The sequence below is a fragment of the Enterococcus sp. DIV0421 genome, from assembly GCF_051713745.1.
In the GTDB taxonomy this organism is placed as follows: domain Bacteria; phylum Bacillota; class Bacilli; order Lactobacillales; family Enterococcaceae; genus Enterococcus_D; species Enterococcus_D casseliflavus.
In genome coordinates, this window is sequence record NZ_JBIOQM010000001.1 from 1,500,001 (window position 1) to 1,521,664 (window position 21,664).

Genomic DNA, 21,664 nt, shown 5'->3' on the forward strand with positions numbered 1-21,664 from the left:
CCGCAATGAAAGCAATTGAGGAGACCTATCAAGCAATTGGCTACCACGTGATCACGTCAAAAGCAGAAGGCGAAGATCTATTGGAACTTCAACGGTACTTTCCTGAGCGGATCACCGTATTTATGGGACAATCCGGTGCTGGAAAGTCGACATTGCTGAATCGGATCGTCCCAGAATTGGCATTGGAAACAGGAGTGATCTCAGAATCTCTCGGGCGGGGGAAACATACGACCCGTCATGTGGAGCTCTTGCCGATTTGTGATGGATTGGTTGCCGATACACCAGGATTTAGTTCGATCGACTTTTTGGAAATCGAAGCGGTGGAGTTACCCAAACTATTTCCTGACTTTTTAGCGGTAGCTGCCAACTGTCGTTTTAGGGAATGTAGGCACCTTAATGAACCTGATTGTGCAGTTAAGCAGGGGGTTGCAGCAAATGAGATTGCCGAGACTCGTTATAAGAATTACGTGCAATTTTTAGAAGAGATTGAAAACCGACGTCCGGTTTATAAAAAGAAGAAAAAGTGAGGGAAAAGCATGATAAAACTAGCACCATCTATTTTAAGTGCCGATTTTGCAAATCTTCAAAGAGACATTGAGCTGGTAGAGCGCCATGGCGCAGATTATATTCACGTAGACGTGATGGACGGTCATTTCGTCCCTAATATTACCTTAGGCCCAAACATCGTTAAAGCGATTCGCCCAGTTACCAAACTGCCGTTGGATGTTCACCTAATGATCACCGAACCAGAAAAGTATATACATGCCTTCGCAGAAGCTGGGGCAGATATCATTGGGATCCACGCGGAAGCAACACCTCATATCCATCGTGCGATCCAAATGATTGTGGCAGAAAATGTCAAAGCAGAAATCGTCATCAACCCAGGCACACCAGTATCAGCCATTGAACATGTTTTATCCATGTGTGATCAAGTGTTAGTCATGACGGTCAATCCAGGGTTTGGTGGGCAATCCTTTATTGAAGAATCACTAGAAAAAATTGCGGTACTGGCTGCTTTAAAAGAAGAAAAAGGCTACCATTATGATATCGAGGTAGATGGCGGGATCGTTCCTGAGACAGCCAAACGTTGCCTGGAAGCAGGTGCAAATGTCTTCGTAGCAGGAAGCTATATTTACGATGCCGATGAACCTGCAGCACAAATCAGAGCCTTGAAAGAAGCTTTGCAATAAATGAAGATTTTGTTAGTAGCAGGGGGGCGCCCTGAAAATTGGCCACCGCTGATGACGTATGACAAATACATTGGGATTGATCGCGGGGCATTGTTTTTGCTTCAGCACCAACGGCCAGTCAATCTAGCAATCGGTGATTTCGACTCTTTGACCGCAGGCGAACTGCAAGCAGTCAAACAACAAGTCAACACAGTGATCCAAGCCCCTGCTGAAAAAGATGATACAGATACCCAATTGGCATTGGTGGAGACGTTGCGTCGCTATCCAGAAGCGCAAATCGACTTGATTGGTGCAACAGGAGGACGTCTCGACCATCTTTTAGCCAATCTATGGCTGCCTTTAGAAGATCGGTTTCGTCCATTTGCCCCAAATCTGCGTTTTTTAGATCGTCAAAATGTCGTTCAGTTCTTTTTACCAGGCACCTATCAATTAGAAAAAGAACCCGAGATGCAGTATTTAGCGTATTGCTGTTTGACGCCGGTAACAGATTTGACGTTGACAGGTAGCAAGTATTTATTAGAAAACGTCCAAGTGCCGTACCCAACTTCTTATGCCAGCAATGAATTTCTGACACAAACAGCAGGTTTTTCCTTTAGCAGCGGGATGATAGCAGTCATTCAAAGTTGTGATTAAGAGACGGAACGTCTCTTTTTTTTGTTGAAAATTTCAGAAACTTAATTACAAAAAAAACATTAAGACGGTCAACTTAGCTTTTGTTTGCAGGGTATTAATGGTAAAATTGGAATTACAGTTTGGAATTATTTGAGGTGTCTTTGTGAAAAAGTTTAATCCTAATAAAAATATTATCATCACATTGATTATTGTGATTTTAGTTGTCACCGTATTAAGCGTGACGATCGCCCGCAGAGCTGCGGGAAACTCCACCAATGTTGTGCAATCAACGGTCAATGACTCCGTTGGCTTTATCGATAAAGTGATTACGGCGCCTTTTCGTTGGATCGAAAATGGGGCGAATTCAGTCAAAAACTTGTTTGTGACGTATGAAGAAAATGAACGTTTAAAAGAGAAATTGGACAGTTTTGATGAATTGGAACAAGCGAAGGACAATGCGCAAAGAGAAATAGATGCCTTGAAAGAAGAGCTAGAGCTGAATGCGACCTTGACGAATTATGAACGGATCTCCGCCAATGTCATCAATCGGTCACCTGATACTTGGCAAGATATGCTGATCGTGGATCGAGGCTCAAGAGACGGCGTTGAGGTCAACATGGCGGTCATGTCGCAAAAAGGCTTGATTGGTCGTGTGATAGAAGTCAATGCAGCTTCTTCTAAAATTGAACTTTTGACTTCTGAAAACCAGAATTCTAACCACTATCCGGTTCGGATCAGCGGCGAAGATGGGTCAAACTTTGGGATTCTAAGTAGTTACGATCAAAAAGAACGTTCCTTGGTCATTACCCAGTTGACAGGGGACAATGAGCTGAAGGAAGGCGATGTCGTGCAGACCTCTGGATTAGGCGGAAACTCGCCTGCCGACTTAGCGATCGGAACAGTGATCCGTACCACCAAAGATGAGTTTGGTCTTGATACCCAAGTGTTTGTAAAACCGTATGCCCAAATGTATGATATTCAAGCAGTAACGATTATCAAACGCTTGGCAGGTGAGGAATAGCCATGAAAAAGCATGACTACATCAAATACCTGGCAGCGGGCGTCTTCTTTTTGATGATGTTGGCAGATGGACAACTGACGCGTTTTTTAGAAAAATGGACCCAAGACAATTATATCGCCAGTGCGCATCTTTTATTGATCGCCCTTTTATGTGGCGCGAAGTATTTGCCGAAAAACTTTTTGATCACCACGGCGCTTGTGATCGGCTGCCTCTATGACGTGTATTATGTCGGTGTGATCGGCATCTACACGGTGGCGTTTCCCTTGATCGTGTGGATCATGTATATTTTGCAAAATACGCTTTATCAAAATGTATTTACCATGTTTTTCGGAATGATCATCTTTGTTACAAGCTTAGAAGTTGTGACGTTGGGCGTCCAGTTGCTATTTAAGATCGCATCAGTTAGCACGTCATTCTTTGTTTCCCGCTTTCTAGCACCAACGCTTTTATTGAACATCATTTTGTTTATCCTTTTAGTCGTTCCATTCATGAAGCTATTCAAAGACGAATAGCTTCATTTTTTTTGCGTTTGACTGTATAAAAATAACAGCGATTGAAATGTTTTTGTAATATTCCTTTTATCTCTCTGACATACGGCTGTGTTACAATCACACTATCGTGAAGGACTTTAGGTATTCTTAAGCATTTATACATAAAAAAACCATATTAGGGGAAGCAACAGCCGGAGGAATGAAGAGTGAAAAAGCGAATTTTATCTTTATTGTTAGTAAGTTCAATTGTTCTTACTTCTGCAGCAGCACCGACACTTGTCTTTGCATCAGATTTTGACAATAAAATTGAAGAAAAAAATAAAGAGATCTCTGACTTGCAAAACCAGCAAGCGAGCATCCAGTCACAAGTAGCAGCACTTGAAAGCGACGTGGCTGCAATCAATGAAAAAGCCCAAACTTTGTTGCAACAACAAGGTGATTTGCGTGCGGATTCTGAAAAGTTGAAGCAAGAAATTGCTGATTTGAAAGTCAGGATCGAAAAGCGTGAAGAAGCGATCCAAAAACAAGCCCGTGACGTTCAAGTCAATGGACAAAGCACGAACTTTATTGATGCAGTATTAGAAGCTGACTCTTTAACAGATGCTATTGGCCGTGTGCAAGCAATGACGACGATCGTCAATGCTAACAAAGATCTTGTGGATCAACAAAAGGCAGACCAAGAAGCAGTTGAAGCGAAGAAAGCAGAAAACGACGATAAATTGGCAGAAATCGCAGCGAACCAATTTGAGCTAGAAACACAATTAGGGGATCTACAAGCCAAACAAGCCGATTTAAATGTTTTACAAGCGGAATTGGCTGTTCAACAAGCATCTAAAGAAGATGAAAAAGCTGATTTAGAAAAACAAAAAGAAGAATACGAAGCAGAACAAGCACGCATCGCTGCAGAAGAAGCGGCGGCAGCAGCCGCTCGTGAACAAGCAGCACAAGAAGCAGCGGCTCAAGAAGCGGCAGCAGCTGAAGCAGCTACTCAGGAAGCAGCAGCGTCTAGTGAATCTTCAACGTCAAATTCAACAACACCAAGCGCTACAACAAATTCTAGTTCTACGACTAATAACACACAAGGAGATTCATCACAAGGTGGCGATTCAACAAATACGACACCATCGACTCCTGCCAACAATAACAATAGCAATAACAACCAAGGATCGAACAATAGCGGCAATGGTGCAAGCAATACTCCTGCACCCGCACAAACGGTCAACGGTTCAGCAATCGTAGCAGAAGCAATGAAATACATTGGTACTCCTTATGTATGGGGTGGTACGACACCAGACGGCTTTGACTGTTCTGGCTTTACACAATATGTATTTGCTAAAGTTGGGATCTCATTACCACGGGTAACTTACGCACAAGAATTTTCTGGTACGGTGATTTCGATCAATGAAGCAAAAGCTGGTGACTTGTTATTCTGGGGTAGCCGCGGAAGCACACACCACGTGGCGATCGCTATGGGTAACGGACAATACGTTCATGCACCAACACCAGGTCAAAATGTTTCTGTTAGCAGTTACTCTTATTACTCACCAGATTTCGCGGTACGCGTAAACTAAATCAATTGAAGCTATTTCAAAAGCTGGCGTTTTACGTCAGCTTTTTTTGATTTCTGTTTTAAAAAACGTATGCTTTTTTTGTTTTCAGTCTTGCCAGAACATCTTATAATAGAGAAGAGAAAGGAAGCGGATAAAATGAACAAGACCTCGTCTTCCAGAGAAAAAATGATAACGGTTAAGTTTTATACGAATTATCTTTCTCGCATGATGATGCCGAATTTAAGTATTTTTATTGCGTGGATGCTGATTTCATTCCTGCTGCCTTTTTTCTCAGTCGATCAACAAGTGATCCAGCAAATGGAACAAGGGGTCTTGACTGTGCTGCTGCCCCTCATGATCGCCTATACAGGTGGGCAGATGTTGGCGCCTGAACGAGGTGGGGTCGTAGGAGCAGTGGCGATCTTAGGGGCTATTCTCGCAACGGATATTCCCCAGGTCTTTGGGGCGATGCTTCTGGGACCGCTAGCGGGCTGGCTATTGTACCGCAGTGATTCGATCGTGAGCAAAGTCAAAAGTGGCTATGAGATGCTGGTGCGCAATTTTATTGCAGGTGCGTTTGGCGGACTCCTCTTTTTAGGAAGTTACTTCCTATTGGCGCCGCTTTTTAATTGGTTCAGTCTCGGCAGCTATCAGCTGGTTGATTATTTTGTTCAGCAAAACGTCTTGCCCTTTATCCATATCATTGTAGAACCATTGAAGGTTTTGTTTTTTAATAATATTGTCAACCATGGTCTATTTACACCGCTAGGGATCGAAGCAGCGGCACTCAATGGTCAGTCGGTTTTATTTTTGATCGAGGCCAACCCCGGTCCAGGATTAGGGGTCTTAGCGGCGTATCTTTTTTTTGGTTCAAAGCGAAACCGAACGAATGCCGCAGCATCCGTTTTTGTGCAGGCTATTGGTGGGATTCATGAAGTGTATTTCCCGTTTGTTCTGCTCGATCCTTGGGTGTTGCTCGGTCCGATCGTTGGTGGTTTCAGTGGCACGCTGATCTTCCAATTTTTAGGGGTAGGCTTAAGAGCGCCTGCGTCTCCGGGCTCGATCTTAGCGATTTTACTCAATACACCGCCGTCTATGATCCTAGGTGTCTTAGCTGGGATTGTCGTCAGTACGGTCGTATCGTTTGCGATCGCTAGTGTGCTGTTAAAACGGAAGTCCAATACAGAAAATGAGGAGCGTAAGATGCCGAAAATGAAGAAAGTCACGGAGATCGTCGTGGCCTGTGACGCAGGGATGGGGTCCAGTGCGATTGGTGCCAGCATACTAAAAAAACAGTTACAAGAAGCCCAGCTAACGTTTCCTGTCCGCTATCAATCGATTTATCGTGTGATCGATGATCCCGCGCTTTTGGTGATCACCCAACGGGAATTAGCAGCTATTGCCCAAAAGCAGACACCACACGCACAGCATTATGTGTTAGATAATTTTTTGGCGGCTGATGAGTATGCCCCGCTGATCCTAGAATTACAAAGAAGAGAACAGGATCCGCAAAAATCGCTGCAAACCGAGGCAGCAAGTTCGTTAGGATTTTCAACGATCATCTTTTTGTATACTGGAAAAAAACGCGGTTCACAAACGATGGCAGTGGAGATACTAAGCAAAATGGCCCGCCAACAAGCGCTGTCTTTGACCATCAAAAAAATGGCGTATGAAGGACAAGCTCTTGACCCTACGGCAATCTATATCCTCCCGAAAGAACTTGCAGAAAAGTGCCTGATCCCAGATGTTCCTTTGCTGGTGGTGGATGATTTATTGACGACAGATGCGTATCGTCAGTTACTGACAGAAGGAGTCGACTATGTTTTTGACCAATCGTGAAACACTTTTATTAACGGAATTGATGAATAGTACCGGTCCAGTTTCTTTAGATCGCATGATGCAAGTCTTAAAAGTCAGTAAACGAACGGTGTACCGTGAACTGGCTAATTTAGAAAAATCGCTGGAAACAGTAGGAGCTACCTTAGAGAAGGTCGGTCGTGGTCATTTCCAAATTTTTGCATCAGAAACGAGCATTCGCCAATTGCAAGAAGCCATTATGGCAGATACCGATCAAGAATTCGCGGCTAGTGAGCGACAACATCGTATTTTGCTGCAACTGACTACCGCCACGAAGCCTGTATCTAGTCATTTCTTCTTGGATCGCTACCAAATCAGCAATACGACGTTTTTTTCAGATATCAAACAGCTAGAAGAAAGTCTCGCACGGCTGCCGTTAAGGATCGTGCGCAATCAAGGGTATGAGATCGAAGGCTCCGAAAAATATCGGCGGTTGATCACAGCCAATACACTAGTGATGGAGATCAATGAGTACCAATTTTTCCATTTACTGGAAACCGATGATGAAGCCCCGTTTATTTTTCAATTTCTGTCCCGTGACCATCTATTGCTAGCCCAGCGGCTGATTCGAGAAACCATCGAGCCGCAGTTCAAGGAACTTAGTGACCGCAAATTGGCGTTTATCGTCTTGATGCTGGCGCTAGCCATGGATCGGGTAGCTTTGGGCTACACGGTGGAAGAAGAGACGTACCCGAGTCAGATCAACAAAGACTTGCTGAAGGTGGCGAAAAAGATTTTTGCTCAGATCGCCGAAAAGACGAAACTGCTTTATTCCATCAACGAAATCGTCTTTTTTGCCGTGTTACTAGGTGATTTTGCTAATTCCTTTGATCGTGATTTTTTTGATGACAATTTTGATACTGACTTGGCTTATCGTGTGAAACGCTTGATCGAATTGGTCAGTGAGCAAACGGAAGTGGCGTTTTATGAAGATACGAACTTGTATAAAATGCTGCTGACCCATATCTCAGGAGTGATGACGCGGGCTATTTTAGAAGAAGATCATTTGAACAACCCTATCCTAGAAAAAATCATGAACCAGTATGTCGAGATCGCCAGCGGGATTCGCAATCATCTGCCGCAGGTCTTTCCGCAGCAGCAGTTCTCGGAAGAAGAAATCGCCTATATGGTCCTGCATTTTGCCAATTCGTTGGAAAAAAATCCGAAAGTGTTAGAAGTCAATATTGCAGGGATCTCTCCTAGCGGATTAGCCTCCATCAGTTTATTAGAGATGCAGCTGCGGAAACATTTTCCCTTTATCAATCAAATCACCTTCTTTCGAGTGGGAGATGTCAAACGGGAAAATATCGAGGAGACCTATGACTTGGTGATCTCGACTTCCTTGCTGCCAGGGTATCAAGGAGAGTACAAACTCGTTTCACCGATCCTGCTAGAAGAAGATATTCAAGAGTTGAAGAAGGCCTTCCAAGCCATTAGTCAGAAAAAACGTTCCGCAAAAAAAGCACCCTCTGCTTTGGTCAAAGAGGAATCCTATGAAGCGGTCTTGGCTTTTATCGAAGCCATTAACCAGCTATTGGCGCTGTTTCAAGTGCAAGCCATTGATAACCCAGCGGACTTGGAAGAAACGTTGCAGCTGGTGCTGACGTCTTTTGATGAACATGTTGTTTTGGATCGTGAGAAAGTCGTTGATCGTCTCTTACGGCGCTACTTCCAAGCGCCAGTGGGCATTCCTGACACTCACTTTGCTTTGTTTCACGCGGCGAGCTCGGCGATCCTGCAACCAGTTTTTCGTATTTTCGACTTGAAACAACCTTTGCCCCTTTTAGCGATGGATAAAAAAGAAATCGCTGTTACCCGTTTATTAGTCATGCTTGCGCCGTATCCTATCAATGAAACAAGCTCTCAGATGTTAGGAAAAATCAGTGGTTCGATCATTATGAATGATCTAAATACGGAGATTTTTAATTCGGGTAATGATTCGATTATTTATCAGTTGCTCTCTTCGCTCTTGATTGAAGAAGTAAAACAATAGGAGGGATCAGCGATGTATATTCCACAGGAGAGGATTTTGTTGGATCAACACTTTACCGATGCCACAGAGGCCCTGAAAAAAATTGGCGAGTACTTAGTCAACCAGGAGATCGTTTCCTTCCCCTATGTCAAAAGCCTTTTGCGGCGCCATCAAAAAGCAGGTGTTTACATCGGCAACTTTGTGGCATTGCCCCATGCGGAAGAAGAAGCCCAGCAATGGATCAAGGAAGAAGGACTCTTTTTGATCCAAGTGCCTGATGGCGTTGACTTCGGCACGAAGGAGCAGCCCAAAATCGCTACGATCCTTTTCGTAGTCGTCCTAAAAGAGCAGCAATTAGCTGTTTTGCAAGAAATCGCCTTTTTTTGTTCTGATATGCAGAATGTTCGGGCGCTTAGTGATGCCGAATCGGTTGAAGAGATCCAACAGATTTTGCTGGCAGAAGAATAAGCGATCAGCAGCAGGCTGGCTTGCAACAAGAGCAGCGAACGAAATACATGAATGAGCTGCCTCCGTGTACTTGCTCTTTCTACCTTGTGTAGAAGGAGTGAGTACACGTTTTTTTTTTGCGTTTTGGCAAAATCCAAAAAAATGCTCCACGTGAAACATAACAAAAATAAGCGAGTGCAGGGGCTGCTCGCCTTTTTTTGTTCTATCCGTTTGGCTACAAGTTTTGGCACAGTTTTTTGTGCCAAAGTACGACTTTCGAGCTTTTTGGGAAGCGCCTACAATAAGGGTGTAAGCAGACGAGAGGAGAGAAAAAAATGGAACAGACACAAAAAGTAGCCAAATCATCAGTCAAAGCAAAAGTTCAAAAATTAGGCAGTACGTTGTCGAGTATGGTGATGCCGAATATCGGCGCATTGATTGCATGGGGTGTATTAACGGCATTATTTATTCCAGATGGGTATTTACCAAATGAAGCCTTTGCAACGATGGTCGGTCCAATGCTAACGTATTTGATCCCAATCTTGATCGGGTATACTGGCGGGAAAGTGATTGCTGGTGACCGCGGAGCCGTGGTTGGGGCGATCGCAACGATGGGGGTCATCGTCGGAACGGATATCCCAATGCTATTGGGTGCAATGATCATGGGTCCTTTAGGCGGTTGGGTCATCAAGAAATTTGACGAGATCTTCCAAGACAAAGTTCGCGCTGGCTTTGAAATGTTGGTCAACAACTTTTCATCAGGTTTGATCGGTTTTGCTTTAGCATTACTGGGCTTTGTAGCAATCGGGCCAGTTGTTAACACCTTGACAGAAGCAATGGCAGCAGGGGTCGAAGTAATCGTCAATGCCCACTTGATTCCATTAGCCAATATCTTTATTGAACCAGCAAAAATCTTATTCTTAAACAATGCTATCAACCATGGAATTTTGACACCACTAGGCACTGAGCAAGTCAGCGAATTTGGGAAATCGATTCTTTACTTGTTAGAAGCCAATCCTGGACCTGGTTTAGGAGTCTTGCTAGCCTTCACTTTCTTCGGAAAAGGAGCAGCGAAATCTTCGGCACCTGGAGCGATCATCATTCACTTTATCGGTGGGATCCATGAGATCTACTTCCCATACGTCATGATGAAACCATTGATGTTCTTAGCAGTGATTGCCGGCGGTGTATCAGGAAGCTTTACCTTCCAATTGCTAGGTGCAGGCTTACGGGCACCTGCTTCACCAGGTTCGATCATTGCGATCTTAGCAATGACGCCATTCAACTCGGTGATGAGTGTCGTTTCTGTCTTAGCGGGAATTGCCGTAGGAGCAGGCGTATCCTTTATCGTCGCTGCCGCGATCTTGAAAGCAGATGCGAAGGATACGGTGGATAATTTTGAAGAAAAAGTACAACAAACGCAAGCAGCAAAACTCAGCTCAAAAGGCTTGGCGGCTCAACCAATGACTGGCATCAATCGTATCATCTTCGCATGTGATGCAGGCATGGGTTCCAGTGCTATGGGGGCATCGATCTTACGTAAAAAAGTCAAAGAAGCGGGTCTTCCACAAAATGTCTCGAATTCCGCCATCAACAATTTGACGGACGATGCCAATACGCTGGTCGTCACTCAAGAAGAATTGCAAGAACGTGCCAAACAAAAAGCGCCAAATGCGACCTTTGTCGCGGTTGAAAATTTCCTGAACTCTCCACGGTACGATGAAATCGTAGCCACATTGTCAGGGACTAAGACAACGGGGGAGTCAGCAAAAAAGTCTGAAGCAGGCAACCAGGTAGATGTTCCTTCCGCCAATGACCTTAAGCAAGTCAGCGAAATCATTTTGGCCCACGATGATCGCAAAGGTTCGGCAACGATGGCTCAGAAAGTCTTCCAAGATCTTTTAGCCAAAGAAGCTCTGACGATGCCGATCAGAAAAAGCCATATCAATGATCTCCATGCCAACGCCTCTTCACTGGTGATCACAAAAGAAGCCCTAACGCCGCAAGCGCAAACGTCAGCGCCAGAAGCGATCCACCTATCTGTCAATAATTTGATGGGAACGACGAACTATCAACGGATCGTAGCATCGATCAAAGCAGCAAATTAAGAAAGGATGAGCCGAATGCAAGTATTAGAAAAAGACATGATTGAATTGAACAAACAATTTGCGACCAAAGAAGAAGCCATTCGTTACTGCGGCGAAAAATTGCTGGCGGCAGGCTGTGTGGAAAAAGAATACGTCGAAGCCATGCTTGAGCGTGACGAGATGCTCTCAGTCTATATGGGGAACTTTATTGCGATTCCTCACGGCACGGATGAAGCCAAAAAATACGTCAAAAAATCTGGTATCTGTATCGTGCAAGTACCTGATGGCGTGAATTTCGGTACCGCGGACGAAGAAAAAATTGTCACCGTCCTTTTCGGCATCGCGGGCAAAGGGGAAGATCACCTGCAATTGGTCCAACAAATCGCCCTCTTTTGCAGCGATATCGATAACGTTGTCGAATTGGCGGATGCCTTAGATAAAGAAGAAATCGCCCAAAGTTTGACCGTAGCATAAGGATTTAAGGAGGAGACAAGACATGAAGGCAGTTCACTTTGGTGCAGGTAATATTGGTCGCGGCTTTATCGGCGAGATATTGGCTGCCAACAACTTTGAAATCACATTTATTGATGTCAATGAAACGATCATTGACGCCTTAAAAGCAAGACAAGGGTATACGATCGAATTAGCCGATGAGACCCAAGAACAGATCCACATCGAGCATGTGACGGGATTGAACAATGCCAAAGAACCAGAAGCGGTGATCCAAGCGATCGCCGAGGCAGACATCCTTACGACCGCCATTGGTCCCAACATTTTGCCGCATATCGCTGAGCTGATCGCCAAAGGCTTAGAAGCACGTCAGCAACACCCAGACAAGCCAGCCATTGATGTGATCGCCTGTGAGAACATGATCGGCGGATCGACCTTTTTAAAAAGCGAAGTGCAAAAATACGTTGCGGATTGGTCCGCGTTAGAAGCGACGGTTGGTTTTCCAGATGCAGCGGTGGACCGCATCGTACCGCTGCAGCACCATGAAGATCCTTTATTCGTTCAAGTAGAACCTTTTTGCGAATGGGTGATCCAAGAGTCAGGGATGAAATCCTCGATCCATCTGCAAGGGGTCCATTATGTGGCGGACCTGGAACCGTATATTGAACGGAAATTATTCAGTGTCAATACGGGTCATGCTACGGTAGCGTACACAGGCGCCCTCCAAGGCTATCAGACGATCGATGAAGCGATGCAGGACCATTTAGTGGTGATCCAATTAAAATCCGTTCTCGAAGAAACTGGGCGGCTTTTAATTGAGAAGTGGGCCTTTGATCCCGAAGAACATGAACGGTATATCGAAAAAATCATCCAACGCTTTAAAAACAAACACATTTCCGATGCTATCACTCGGGTGGCACGGACACCTGTCCGCAAATTAGGGACCGAAGAACGCTTTATCCGACCAGTCCTTGAGTTAGAAAAACGCAACATGCAGCCAGACCATCTCTATGAAACGATCGGCATGATCTTCAACTACAAAGATCCGGAAGATGAGCAAAGCCAACAGTTACAAGCACTTTTGGATGAAAAAGAACTGCCAGAAGTCATTGCAGAAATCACTGGCTTACAAGATGAAGACATGATTGAAACGATCCGACAAAACATTGAAAAATATGCGTATGTTGCCGCATAAAAACGAGTAACACACAGAACAAGCAGATAAATTGCCGCATCCGTAAAAGCTAGCCCAACAAGCGAGCTTTTGCGGATGTGTTAATTTCTTTCAACGCTTGTTTTGTATTTTTTTGCTCACTGATTGACCTTTGCTGCTAACTTGACGATAATAAGAAAAGAAATGAGGGAGAGCGATGGAACGATGGTTTGAAGAAGCCCAGCTTCAAGTAATTGAGTTGCCGATCGAATGGCAGGAAAACCGCCCCGTCTATCGGGCCTTTATCCGTGAATTGCCGACGATCCAAGCAGAAGGAACTTCGCGGCAAGCTGTTTATCGGCAGTTGGCAGAAGCCTATGCGGCTTACCTTGCCCAACTTCGAGAGGCTAATGAGACACAGGAAGAAATGACGTCTTCCTTATTATCGACGGAAGAATTATTGCGCTACTATGATGGCGAGACTTTCGATGGTTTTGAGCTGCCCTCTGACGAGTAACGGGGAAAGAGCCATTCACTGAAAACTGAAAAGCTACGCAAGAAAAAACCGCTCAGCTGCAGCTCGATCGATACGAAGGATCGAACGCTGCAACTGGCGGCTTTTTTTCTCTAAGAAACCAAGTCTTATTCGTGGTTAATTCAATGCCTCGGTAATGGCTTGATTGAAGGCATCTAGATCATCTGGGTTTCGGCTGGTGATCAACCGATAGGTTTCGTCGATCACGACGGGCTCATCTTTGACGGTGGCACCTGCGTAGGCTAAATCTGGTCGCACAGAATCATAAGCCGTCAAGGTCAAATCTTTTGTCAGTCCTGTTTGGATAAACAGTTGTGGGCCGTGGCAAATGGCAAAGACGGGACGATCAGATGTCAAAAAGTCTTTCGTCAATGACACATAGCGCTCATCGGTCCGTAATTGGTCAGGGGAGAAACCGCCTGGGATCAACAAAGCATCAAAACTTGCAGGATCGATCGTATCAATGGCCGCATCGACGGTAAATGTTCCACCTTGTTTGCCTTCGACGGTCTCGGCGCCTTCATTACTAATAACGACTACTTCGTGTCCAGCCGCTTCCAGTGCTTCTTTTGGTGACGTCAACTCAACATCTTCAACTAGATCAGTGACAATAACAGCAACTTTACTCATTCGATCTCCTCCTTATTACTTGATGAACAATTTGTTCACCTGCTATTATTTATGCTAACGAAGATTTTCGCTGTTGACAAATCATCTGTTTGTCCGCAGCTTGAAAAAGAAAGAAGGCAACGCCATGGCAACGATCCAACTATTTATCTCTGATACCCCCCTTTGCTTTGAAAAAGCGGAATTCACTTTTATGGAAGAAACATTTGTCATCGAGAAACAGCAATTATTTGAAAAAGTTGATGCGGTGATGCATCAGGAAGTATCCTCGGCCTTGGTTTCATTGGTAGAAAAAGCCCTTTTGACGCTAGAAGCGATCGGGGAAGAAGAGGATTATTTCGACCTGCTTTATTTGACCTATGAGAATACCAGCCATTCCCTCAGCGGACAGCAATTACTCGCACAGCCTTTTCCAGCTGTAGAAGCAGCCTTGCAGCCAGTCTTTGATGAGTTGGCAGAACCGATCGTAGAAAAGTTTTATGAAGAGCTGACCAATCAGCTAGAAGAAGTTGCTGATGATGAACTGTTTAGTTCTTATTATCTGGATGAGGAAGAAGCGGTGATCCAAATCGATGCCCCGATCCTACATGAAGAAGTGATCGCTTTGCCCGCCCTTTTACGGGATTACCATGGCACGTTGCGGCTGACCTTTGAAAAGTTTTATGAATACCTTGTGTAGCGGCGGCAACTGCCGTCGTTGTATTTTTGTGAAAACAGTTACATGTTTAGTTTTTTTTAAATCCTGCGACAGAAGCCTCTGGAATCTTGACCCTTTTGTCAGAAACGATTATAAAGGTAAGAAGAGGCTGAAGGAACCGAGGCTGTCAATGGGCAACATCGGGTAAGAAAAGGATGAGAATCATGCGAAAAGTCCCGCCTATTTTAAAACCAATTGCACTTTTAACGATATCAACGATCATTGCCACTGCCACCGGCGTGGTGAATTCAGGCAGCTACCGCCAACCAAGTCGTGCGACGGAAACGACAGAAACGACCGAACAAGCACCAAGTGAAAGCACACCGTCTTCGATAACGGAGGACAGTCAAAATCAAACACCTGCTAGCACGGACTCACAACCGACGAACGATGACCAGCAGACAACACCGTCATCCAGCAGTGAAGTAGTAACACCAGAAACGACCCCGTCTTCTTCGGTGCCTGCAGAAACGACGCCATCAAGCGATGCCAATGTTTCACCAGCACCATCGGAAAACAATCAGGAAACACCTTCTTCAAGTGAAGAGACCACGCCAGATCCACAAGGGATCATGGATGAGAATCAAGGAAATGAGTAGGTGAGAAAATGACGCTTATTTTAGATTTAATCAACGGCATCCATAAATTTTTGGGCTATCTCGATATCAGTCCTAAATACTTGAACCGTGCCTATACCATCCTCAGTATCATTCCAACGGCGTATATTTTGCGGATCGTCTACGGGATGTTTGCGAACCAAAACTATTTTCAAGCGATCCTTTATACGGTCGGCTTTTTGGTCTTAGTCTACTTCTGGGTACTAAATATCTTCTATTATTTCTTAAACAAAAATATGAAGTTCGATGTCACGCAGGCCTTTGTCAAAGTTTTACCAGACGAAGTCTTCAATATTGAAGGAGAAACCATCAGCACCACCGACATTGATCGTTTGACGACTGAAAAAGCGGTGATCCATTTTGAAGAAGACTATCAGCTGGTATTGGCGAATCATTTGCAGACCTTGATCGCTCAAGAAGAATTGGCGATCAAACCGTCATCCAACGGCTTTACGATCCCGAAAAACACCTTGTATCCTTACTATTTTGTCAAACAGCAAGGGGAAAATGAGTACGCATTGCAGATCGGTACTAGCTACACGGAGATGACGAAAGTCGGCACGATCCAATGGACAGGCAAACAGCCCTTAGAGCCAGTGGGCTTATTTATCACTGGCGGTGATTTTGTCAAAAATGATGTAAAATACCATGAACCATACAGTTTGAAATTGTACGTCAAAAAAGAGATTTCTGAAGAAGAACTACAGACCTCAAGACAGGCGTATCGACGACAAGCACGCAAATAAGAAAAGCAGTCCTCCCAGAGCGTTCTCTGAAGGGACTGCCTTTTTGGTATCTCGGTTATTCGATCGGAATATTTTTTGCGGGTGCATCTTTGTAGCTGGCTTTTGGTAACGTCAGGGTCAAAACGCCGTCTTCAAACACTGCTTTAATGGACTCGTCATCAATGTCTGTGATGGTGAAGGTCCGTTGATAGGCACTGCTAGAGCGTTCTTTGCGCAAATAATGTCCGAAATCCTCCTCGGTTTCCGTGGTCTCTGTTTGAGCCGCTGAAATCGTCAGCGTGTTGTTGACGTAACTGACGCGGATGTTTTCTTTCTTGATGCCGGGTAAATCTGCTTGAACGAGATACTTGTCTTCGTACTCTTTAATGTCCGTGTTCATTTGCCGTTCTTGCCAAAAACTGTTCATTAATTTGCCTAATAGTTCTTCGCCGCCTGCGAAATCTCTTGGAATCAAATTTGCCATGTGGTTCCCCCGCTTTCTTTTATCTATTGAGTTGGTACTTCTATTTTACGAGGAACCAAGCCAAAGGGCAACCAAAATGGCAACAATCATAAAAACAAGAGAAATCACTCAACTATCTTATAAGAATCTGCTATGATAGAACTAAATAACTATCAGATGATTGGATGAATGAAGATGGAGATTATTGAAAAAGCGCCAGCTAAGATCAACCTCGGTCTCGATGTGTTAGAGAAAAGAACAGACGGCTACCATGAGTTGGAAATGGTGATGTCTAGTGTTGATCTAGCCGACCGTCTGATAATGGAAGAGATAGCAGAAGATAAGATCATTATAGAAACCAACAAAGCCTTTTTGCCGATCGACAAACGCAATAATGTCTATCAAGCCGCCAGTATCTTAAAAAAACGCTATGGTATCAAAAAAGGCATCCGTATCCGCATCACCAAGAATATCCCGGTGGCAGCTGGGTTAGGTGGGGGCAGTACGGATTGTGCGGCAGCGCTGCGGGGGATGGTTCGCCTCTGGCATTTAGACCTTTCCATGGCAGAGCTGATCGATATTGGTATGGAAGTCGGCACCGATGTTCCCTATTGTCTTTATGGGACCACTTCCCACATTGCAGGAAAAGGGGAGCTGGTGACGCCGCTGCGGCCGATGCCGCAATGTTGGGTCATCTTGGTTAAACCTCGTTTGAGTGTTTCAACGGGGAAAATCTTTCAAGAAGTTGAGCTAGACCAACTGCACCATCCAGATATCGCGGCATTGTCGGCCGCCGTCTTAGCCGAAGATTATCCAGCAATGATCGCTGCCATGGGCAATAGCCTAGAAGCCATCACGATCCCGAAGTATCCGATCGTCCAACAGATCAAAGATCGCATGATGAAATATGGTGCCGATGTTGCCTTGATGACCGGCAGCGGACCGACTGTCTTTGCTCTTTGTCAAAAATATTCGCGGGCACAGCGGGTCTATAATGCCTTAAAAGGATTCTGCGATGAGGTTTATCTTGTACGTACATTGAAATGAATGAGTCAAGGACACAGGCTGAATTCGCCTGTGTTTTTTTGTATGCCTTCTATTTCAATAGTAAAGAAAAAGGCAGCTGAAGTGGGGAAGGAAGCATCTAGAAGCTGCCCTACACAAAAGTCCCTGACGAAAATAAGGCGTCGGGGTCTGATTCTTTACGTAAAGCAAAGGCTATTCTTTTTGGTGCTGCTTCTTTGCGGATTTTTTCTTTTTGTCTTCTTCATACAATGGTTTGTCGATCGTTTTGCGGATTTCTTCGGTTTGCTGCGATGCAGGATCTTCTGGTAAGACGATTCGAGTCAACAAGTCGCTGTTGTTTACAGTTGGCGGCACAGTTACAAATTCGTTCATCTTCGTTTCCTCCAAGTGCTTTTAGGTTATTATCCTACATACTCTCTAATTTTTCAAGCTGGTACAGCAGGGGCGCATGGCGAATGGCGTAAAATATAGCTAAGTTCCTGAGAGAAGAATCCGCTTCAAATGAACGTTTTCTCCTATGTTTTCCGATTTATCTCGAAATAAAAGTTTTAAATCGTAAAACGTACGATTTGTCTTGACGAACCGGAAATCATTTGATAGAGTAACTTTTGCTAACAAAACGGAGTTGTTCCGTTTTAAAATAAAAAGAAGAGCCAGCAAATGGAAGGGGAAATCCCGATGAAAAAAATCTTACTTACTACAGCACTCCTTTTAGGGGGCGTGCTTCTTGGCGCTTGTGGGCAGCAAGAAGCGACAAGCCAATCGAGTGACACAGAGAAGCTGTCGATCGTCACGACGTTTTATCCAATGTACGAATTTACGAAAGAAGTCGTAGGCGACGCAGCAGAGGTCTCCTTGTTGATCCCTGCAGGAACCGAACCTCATGACTATGAGCCAAGTGCCAAAGATATGACCAAAATCATGGATGCAGATGCCTTTGTCTACAATAGTCCTGAGCTAGAAACTTGGGTCGCTAGTTTGACGGATTCCGTCGATCCTGAGCAAACAGCCGTGATCGAAGCGGCCAAAAACATTCAGTTGGTGGAAGGCACAGAGGAGGAAGATCATGACGCGCATGATCACGAAAGCGAAGACAGCCATGAAGGCCATGATCATACGTACGATCCTCATGTTTGGACCGACCCAGTCTTAGCGATCCAAGAAGTAGAAACGATTCGCGATGACTTGATTGCGAAGTTTCCTGAGCAAAAGGCAACTTTCACGGAAAATGCAGCTGCCTATATCGAAAAGCTTTCTGCTTTAGATGAAGCCTACCAAGCGGCGTTAAAGGATGCGACCCAACGAACCTTCGTTACGCAGCACGCAGCCTTTGGCTATTTGGCACGGCAGTATGATTTAGTCGAAGAATCGATTTCGGGCATTTCACCCGATCAAGAACCAACACCAAGTCGGTTGGCTGAGCTGAAAGAATATGTAGAAGAAAAACAAGTCAAAGTTATCTATTTTGAAGAAAACGCGTCATCGAAGGTGGCTGAGACCTTAGCGTCTGAAACAGGAGTGGAGCTGGCGGTCTTGAATCCATTAGAAAGCTTGACGCAAGAGCAGATGGATAACGGCGAAACATACCTGTCTGTAATGGAAGACAATTTGGCAGCATTACAAAAAAGTATTCACTAAGGAGGCGCCTGCGTGCGTTATATCGATGTAAAAGATTTGACCTTTTATTATGATGATGAGCCCGTCTTGGAAGACATTTCCTACTTTGTCGAAGACGGCGAATTCGTGATTTTGACTGGCGAAAATGGGGCGGCAAAATCTACTTTGATCAAAGCAACCCTTGGTTTGTTGAAACCTTCTAAAGGAGCAGTCACCTTGGCGACCAAGAATGCTGCTGGTGAAAAATTAAGCATCGGCTACATTCCTCAGCAGATTGCTTCCTTTAACGTCGGGTTCCCCAGCACCGTTTTGGAATTGGTCCAATCGGGCCGCTACCCAAGAGATCGCTGGTTCAAGCGCTTGACGAAACGAGACCATGAACATGTCCGCCGTGCATTAGATGCCGTCGGTATGTGGGACGTGCGTCATAAACGGATCGGCGAGTTGTCCGGTGGCCAAAAGCAGCGGATCAGCTTGGCACGGGTCTTTGCCACGGACCCTGATTTATTTATTTTAGATGAACCGACTACGGGGATGGATGAACAATCCCGCAATCTGTTTTATGAACTGCTACGGCACAATGCTCATGACCACGGCAAGTCGATTTTGATGATCACCCATGATCACGAAGATATCAAAGAATACGCGGACCGTCAGATCCGTTTAGTGCGGAAGGAGGATTCACCATGGCGTTGCTTTCATATGAATTCATGAGAAGAGCTTTTCTTGCGGCGATTTTTATTGCTGGTATCGCACCGATGCTGGGGGTCTTTCTAGTGATTCGGCGACAGTCATTGATGGCTGATACGCTGTCCCATGTCTCTTTAGCAGGGGTGGCACTGGGCTTCTTTCTAAATCTAAATCCGAGTTTGACGACGCTATTGATCGTAGTCATTGCCGCAATCATTTTGGAATACTTGCGAACACTGTACCGCAGTTATTCAGAGATCTCGATCGCCATTTTGATGTCTGGCGGCTTAGCGTTAGCCCTCGTCTTGATGAACCTTAGCGGGGGGAACTCCGCAACGAGTATCCAATCGTATTTGTTTGGGTCGATCGTTACGATCACACAAGAACAAGTCTGGATCTTAGGCTTTTTGTTTTTAGTCGTTTTTGCTTTATTCTTCTTATTCAAACGGCCCATGTACATTTTGACCTTTGATGAAGATACCGCTCATGTCGATGGCTTGCCTGTGCGAGTGATGTCGATGCTCTTTAATGTCTTGACGGGGGTGGCAATCGCCATGATGATCCCGATTGCGGGTGCATTGTTGATCTCTGCGATCATGGTTTTACCAGCTGCCATCAGTATGCGTTTAGGCAAGAGCTTCAATGCCGTGATTTTGATCAGTGTCGTGATCGGCATGATTGGGATGATGTCTGGTTTGACCAGTTCCTTTTATTTGGACACACCACCGGGAGCGACGATCACGCTGGTTTTTATCGCTCTTTTCTTAGTGATCAATTTGATCAAACGCATCGTGATCCTCGTGCAACGAAAACAACGCCTAAAATAAAGGGCTTTATGAAAAAGAAACGAAGAATTTTCGTTTCTTTTTTTTAAACTCTAATCAAAACCGAACAATATAAGCAATATTTTAGATAATGCTCGCATTTATCCCGAAAAAGCCTTATAATAAGGCGAATAAACTAAAGGAGTTGTCCGGTGTGAAAATACGTCGAAGTGAACGACTGATCGATATGACACATTACTTGTTGAATCATCCCCATGAATTGATTTCATTGTCCTTCTTTTCTAAACGATATGCCTCTGCAAAATCATCGATTAGCGAAGATTTATCTATTATCAAAAAGACCTTTAAAGAACGAGGAACAGGCATTCTTGATACCGTGCCAGGCGCTGCTGGCGGTGTTTTTTTTGTGCCTGAAATTTCTGAAGAAGAAGCGTATGCGTACGTCGAAGGGCTGGCAGAACGCTTGTCTGAGCAAGATCGTTTGCTGCCTGGCGGCTATGTCTATCTATCTGACTTATTGGGCGAACCGGAATTGCTGCGTCAAGTCGGCCGCATCATCGCTTCCAAATATTTAGGCGAACAAATCGATGCGGTGATGACCGTTGCTACTAAAGGAGTGCCGATCGCTCAAGCAGTCTCTTACTACTTGAATGTTCCCTTCGTGATCGTTCGTCGTGATTCCAAGATCACTGAAGGCTCGACCGTGAGTGTCAATTATGTCTCTGGTTCTTCAGAGCGCATCGAAAAAATGGAATTATCCAAGCGCAGCTTAAAGCGCGGCTCTAGAGTATTGGTGGTCGATGACTTTATGAAAGGCGGCGGCACGGTCAATGGGATGAAGAGCTTGATTGAAGAATTTGAGGCCGAATTAGTCGGTATTACGGTTTTTGCCGAAACGAAATTCAAAGGCAAGCGGGCCATCAGCGATTACAGTTCTCTGCTGTATGTTGAAGATGTCGATACCCAGACCAAAACGATCTCGGTAGTACCGGGAAATTACTTTGAGAAAAAAGCCTGATTTTTGTGGCTCTTAGACTGGCGCAAGCAGCTGT

The 21,664-nt window shown here is 44.8% G+C and carries 24 protein-coding genes (1 of these 24 cut by a window edge); 21 read left to right on the top strand and 3 right to left on the bottom strand.

Annotation, left to right across the window (positions count from 1 at the left end; translation table 11 throughout):
* The 13 genes from rsgA to IGI96_RS07435 all read left to right on the top strand — a co-directional run.
* Positions 1–527, top strand: the 3' portion of a protein-coding gene (gene rsgA, locus IGI96_RS07375) for a ribosome small subunit-dependent GTPase A (RefSeq protein WP_060791853.1). Its footprint begins 358 nt before the window's first position; 527 of the gene's 885 nt are visible here — the last part of the coding sequence; its start codon lies off the left edge, out of view; the stop codon is at positions 525–527.
* Positions 528–536: 9 nt separating this feature from the next.
* On the top strand, positions 537–1,190 hold the full coding sequence (rpe, locus tag IGI96_RS07380) for a ribulose-phosphate 3-epimerase (RefSeq protein WP_015510634.1): 654 nt from the start codon (positions 537–539) through the stop codon (positions 1,188–1,190).
* On the top strand, positions 1,191–1,823 hold the full coding sequence (locus tag IGI96_RS07385) for a thiamine diphosphokinase (RefSeq protein WP_086338846.1): 633 nt from the start codon (positions 1,191–1,193) through the stop codon (positions 1,821–1,823).
* A gap of 142 nt (positions 1,824–1,965) precedes the next feature.
* Positions 1,966–2,823 (top strand): rod shape-determining protein MreC, encoded by an 858-nt coding sequence (gene mreC / locus IGI96_RS07390; RefSeq protein ID WP_010748844.1) that lies wholly within the window; start codon positions 1,966–1,968, stop codon positions 2,821–2,823.
* Between the two features lie 2 nt (positions 2,824–2,825).
* Positions 2,826–3,335 carry a rod shape-determining protein MreD gene (mreD, locus tag IGI96_RS07395; RefSeq protein ID WP_010748845.1) on the top strand — a complete coding sequence of 170 codons (510 nt, stop codon included), beginning with the start codon at positions 2,826–2,828 and terminating at the stop codon, positions 3,333–3,335.
* A gap of 185 nt (positions 3,336–3,520) precedes the next feature.
* A complete protein-coding gene (locus IGI96_RS07400; RefSeq protein ID WP_086338845.1) occupies positions 3,521–4,885 on the top strand; it encodes a C40 family peptidase in 1,365 nt (454 codons plus the stop codon).
* Positions 4,886–4,954: 69 nt separating this feature from the next.
* Positions 4,955–6,703 carry a PTS mannitol transporter subunit IICB gene (locus IGI96_RS07405; protein WP_086338844.1) on the top strand — a complete coding sequence of 583 codons (1,749 nt, stop codon included), beginning with the start codon at positions 4,955–4,957 and terminating at the stop codon, positions 6,701–6,703.
* Positions 6,684–8,714, top strand: coding sequence for a BglG family transcription antiterminator (locus IGI96_RS07410; RefSeq protein WP_005230244.1), 2,031 nt, complete (start codon positions 6,684–6,686; stop codon positions 8,712–8,714). The genes IGI96_RS07405 and IGI96_RS07410 overlap by 20 nt, the downstream gene beginning before the upstream one ends.
* Before the next feature lie 12 nt (positions 8,715–8,726).
* Positions 8,727–9,161, top strand: coding sequence for a PTS sugar transporter subunit IIA (locus IGI96_RS07415; RefSeq protein ID WP_086338843.1), 435 nt, complete (start codon positions 8,727–8,729; stop codon positions 9,159–9,161).
* 314 nt (positions 9,162–9,475) lie between these two features.
* Positions 9,476–11,248: a PTS mannitol transporter subunit IICBA gene (locus IGI96_RS07420; protein ID WP_438784979.1), complete on the top strand. Its 1,773-nt coding sequence runs from the start codon at positions 9,476–9,478 to the stop codon at positions 11,246–11,248.
* 15 nt (positions 11,249–11,263) lie between these two features.
* The gene (locus IGI96_RS07425) at positions 11,264–11,701 is read left to right on the top strand and encodes a PTS sugar transporter subunit IIA (protein ID WP_005230254.1); all 438 of its coding nucleotides are present in this window, start codon (positions 11,264–11,266) and stop codon (positions 11,699–11,701) included.
* Between the two features lie 22 nt (positions 11,702–11,723).
* On the top strand, positions 11,724–12,872 hold the full coding sequence (locus IGI96_RS07430; RefSeq protein ID WP_086338841.1) for a mannitol-1-phosphate 5-dehydrogenase: 1,149 nt from the start codon (positions 11,724–11,726) through the stop codon (positions 12,870–12,872).
* Positions 12,873–13,047: 175 nt separating this feature from the next.
* Positions 13,048–13,347, top strand: a complete 300-nt coding sequence (locus IGI96_RS07435) for a hypothetical protein (RefSeq protein ID WP_015510628.1) — start codon at positions 13,048–13,050, stop codon at positions 13,345–13,347.
* A 135-nt stretch (positions 13,348–13,482) separates the two neighbouring features.
* On the opposite strand, the gene IGI96_RS07440 is transcribed toward IGI96_RS07435, so the two are convergent.
* Positions 13,483–13,995, bottom strand: coding sequence for a type 1 glutamine amidotransferase domain-containing protein (locus IGI96_RS07440; RefSeq protein WP_005230261.1), 513 nt, complete (start codon positions 13,993–13,995; stop codon positions 13,483–13,485).
* A gap of 124 nt (positions 13,996–14,119) precedes the next feature.
* On the opposite strand from IGI96_RS07440, the gene IGI96_RS07445 reads away from it, so the two are divergent.
* From IGI96_RS07445 to IGI96_RS07455, 3 genes are all read left to right on the top strand, one after another.
* Positions 14,120–14,671 carry a hypothetical protein gene (locus IGI96_RS07445; protein ID WP_086338840.1) on the top strand — a complete coding sequence of 184 codons (552 nt, stop codon included), beginning with the start codon at positions 14,120–14,122 and terminating at the stop codon, positions 14,669–14,671.
* Positions 14,672–14,853: 182 nt separating this feature from the next.
* Positions 14,854–15,288: a hypothetical protein gene (locus IGI96_RS07450; RefSeq protein WP_086338839.1), complete on the top strand. Its 435-nt coding sequence runs from the start codon at positions 14,854–14,856 to the stop codon at positions 15,286–15,288.
* An 8-nt stretch (positions 15,289–15,296) separates the two neighbouring features.
* On the top strand, positions 15,297–16,052 hold the full coding sequence (locus IGI96_RS07455) for a DUF6681 family protein (protein WP_016608332.1): 756 nt from the start codon (positions 15,297–15,299) through the stop codon (positions 16,050–16,052).
* Between the two features lie 55 nt (positions 16,053–16,107).
* Here the strand turns inward: IGI96_RS07455 and IGI96_RS07460 are convergent, their stop codons facing one another.
* Entirely contained in the window at positions 16,108–16,515 is a 408-nt protein-coding gene (locus IGI96_RS07460; protein ID WP_005230267.1) for an Hsp20/alpha crystallin family protein, read from the bottom strand.
* 174 nt (positions 16,516–16,689) lie between these two features.
* Here IGI96_RS07460 and ispE point away from each other — a divergent pair, with 174 nt between their 5' ends.
* Complete coding sequence (gene ispE, locus IGI96_RS07465; protein WP_034858541.1) at positions 16,690–17,541, top strand: 4-(cytidine 5'-diphospho)-2-C-methyl-D-erythritol kinase; 852 nt, start codon at positions 16,690–16,692, stop codon at positions 17,539–17,541.
* A 171-nt stretch (positions 17,542–17,712) separates the two neighbouring features.
* Here the strand turns inward: ispE and IGI96_RS07470 are convergent, their stop codons facing one another.
* Positions 17,713–17,892 carry a hypothetical protein gene (locus IGI96_RS07470; RefSeq protein ID WP_005230269.1) on the bottom strand — a complete coding sequence of 60 codons (180 nt, stop codon included), beginning with the start codon at positions 17,890–17,892 and terminating at the stop codon, positions 17,713–17,715.
* Between the two features lie 306 nt (positions 17,893–18,198).
* Between IGI96_RS07470 and IGI96_RS07475 the strand changes: the two genes are divergently transcribed.
* The 4 genes from IGI96_RS07475 to purR all read left to right on the top strand — a co-directional run bounded on the left by IGI96_RS07475 (position 18,199) and on the right by purR (position 21,630).
* Positions 18,199–19,158 carry a metal ABC transporter substrate-binding protein gene (locus tag IGI96_RS07475; RefSeq protein WP_034696266.1) on the top strand — a complete coding sequence of 320 codons (960 nt, stop codon included), beginning with the start codon at positions 18,199–18,201 and terminating at the stop codon, positions 19,156–19,158.
* A 12-nt stretch (positions 19,159–19,170) separates the two neighbouring features.
* The gene (locus IGI96_RS07480; protein WP_005232967.1) at positions 19,171–19,851 is read left to right on the top strand and encodes a metal ABC transporter ATP-binding protein; all 681 of its coding nucleotides are present in this window, start codon (positions 19,171–19,173) and stop codon (positions 19,849–19,851) included.
* On the top strand, positions 19,824–20,654 hold the full coding sequence (locus IGI96_RS07485) for a metal ABC transporter permease (protein WP_005230272.1): 831 nt from the start codon (positions 19,824–19,826) through the stop codon (positions 20,652–20,654). Before IGI96_RS07480 ends, IGI96_RS07485 begins: the two co-directional genes overlap by 28 nt.
* A gap of 151 nt (positions 20,655–20,805) precedes the next feature.
* The gene (gene purR / locus IGI96_RS07490; protein ID WP_005230273.1) at positions 20,806–21,630 is read left to right on the top strand and encodes a pur operon repressor; all 825 of its coding nucleotides are present in this window, start codon (positions 20,806–20,808) and stop codon (positions 21,628–21,630) included.
* Positions 21,631–21,664 lie beyond the last annotated feature (34 nt).

What these genes read in the sequence shown, in the direction of transcription:
- IGI96_RS07470 (WP_005230269.1), bottom strand. Translation starts at nt 17,892, where the DNA reads ATGAACGAATTTGTAACTGTGCCGCCAACTGTAAACAACAGCGACTTG.
- IGI96_RS07445 (WP_086338840.1), top strand. Translation starts at nt 14,120, where the DNA reads ATGGCAACGATCCAACTATTTATCTCTGATACCCCCCTTTGCTTTGAA.
- IGI96_RS07405 (WP_086338844.1), top strand. Translation starts at nt 4,955, where the DNA reads ATGCTTTTTTTGTTTTCAGTCTTGCCAGAACATCTTATAATAGAGAAG.
- IGI96_RS07460 (WP_005230267.1), bottom strand. Translation starts at nt 16,515, where the DNA reads ATGGCAAATTTGATTCCAAGAGATTTCGCAGGCGGCGAAGAACTATTA.
- IGI96_RS07385 (WP_086338846.1), top strand. Translation starts at nt 1,191, where the DNA reads ATGAAGATTTTGTTAGTAGCAGGGGGGCGCCCTGAAAATTGGCCACCG.
- IGI96_RS07435 (WP_015510628.1), top strand. Translation starts at nt 13,048, where the DNA reads ATGGAACGATGGTTTGAAGAAGCCCAGCTTCAAGTAATTGAGTTGCCG.
- IGI96_RS07440 (WP_005230261.1), bottom strand. Translation starts at nt 13,995, where the DNA reads ATGAGTAAAGTTGCTGTTATTGTCACTGATCTAGTTGAAGATGTTGAG.
- ispE (WP_034858541.1), top strand. Translation starts at nt 16,690, where the DNA reads ATGGAGATTATTGAAAAAGCGCCAGCTAAGATCAACCTCGGTCTCGAT.
- rpe (WP_015510634.1), top strand. Translation starts at nt 537, where the DNA reads ATGATAAAACTAGCACCATCTATTTTAAGTGCCGATTTTGCAAATCTT.
- mreD (WP_010748845.1), top strand. Translation starts at nt 2,826, where the DNA reads ATGAAAAAGCATGACTACATCAAATACCTGGCAGCGGGCGTCTTCTTT.
- IGI96_RS07475 (WP_034696266.1), top strand. Translation starts at nt 18,199, where the DNA reads ATGAAAAAAATCTTACTTACTACAGCACTCCTTTTAGGGGGCGTGCTT.
- IGI96_RS07410 (WP_005230244.1), top strand. Translation starts at nt 6,684, where the DNA reads ATGTTTTTGACCAATCGTGAAACACTTTTATTAACGGAATTGATGAAT.
- IGI96_RS07425 (WP_005230254.1), top strand. Translation starts at nt 11,264, where the DNA reads ATGCAAGTATTAGAAAAAGACATGATTGAATTGAACAAACAATTTGCG.
- IGI96_RS07455 (WP_016608332.1), top strand. Translation starts at nt 15,297, where the DNA reads ATGACGCTTATTTTAGATTTAATCAACGGCATCCATAAATTTTTGGGC.
- IGI96_RS07430 (WP_086338841.1), top strand. Translation starts at nt 11,724, where the DNA reads ATGAAGGCAGTTCACTTTGGTGCAGGTAATATTGGTCGCGGCTTTATC.
- IGI96_RS07485 (WP_005230272.1), top strand. Translation starts at nt 19,824, where the DNA reads ATGGCGTTGCTTTCATATGAATTCATGAGAAGAGCTTTTCTTGCGGCG.
- IGI96_RS07415 (WP_086338843.1), top strand. Translation starts at nt 8,727, where the DNA reads ATGTATATTCCACAGGAGAGGATTTTGTTGGATCAACACTTTACCGAT.
- IGI96_RS07450 (WP_086338839.1), top strand. Translation starts at nt 14,854, where the DNA reads ATGCGAAAAGTCCCGCCTATTTTAAAACCAATTGCACTTTTAACGATA.
- IGI96_RS07420 (WP_438784979.1), top strand. Translation starts at nt 9,476, where the DNA reads ATGGAACAGACACAAAAAGTAGCCAAATCATCAGTCAAAGCAAAAGTT.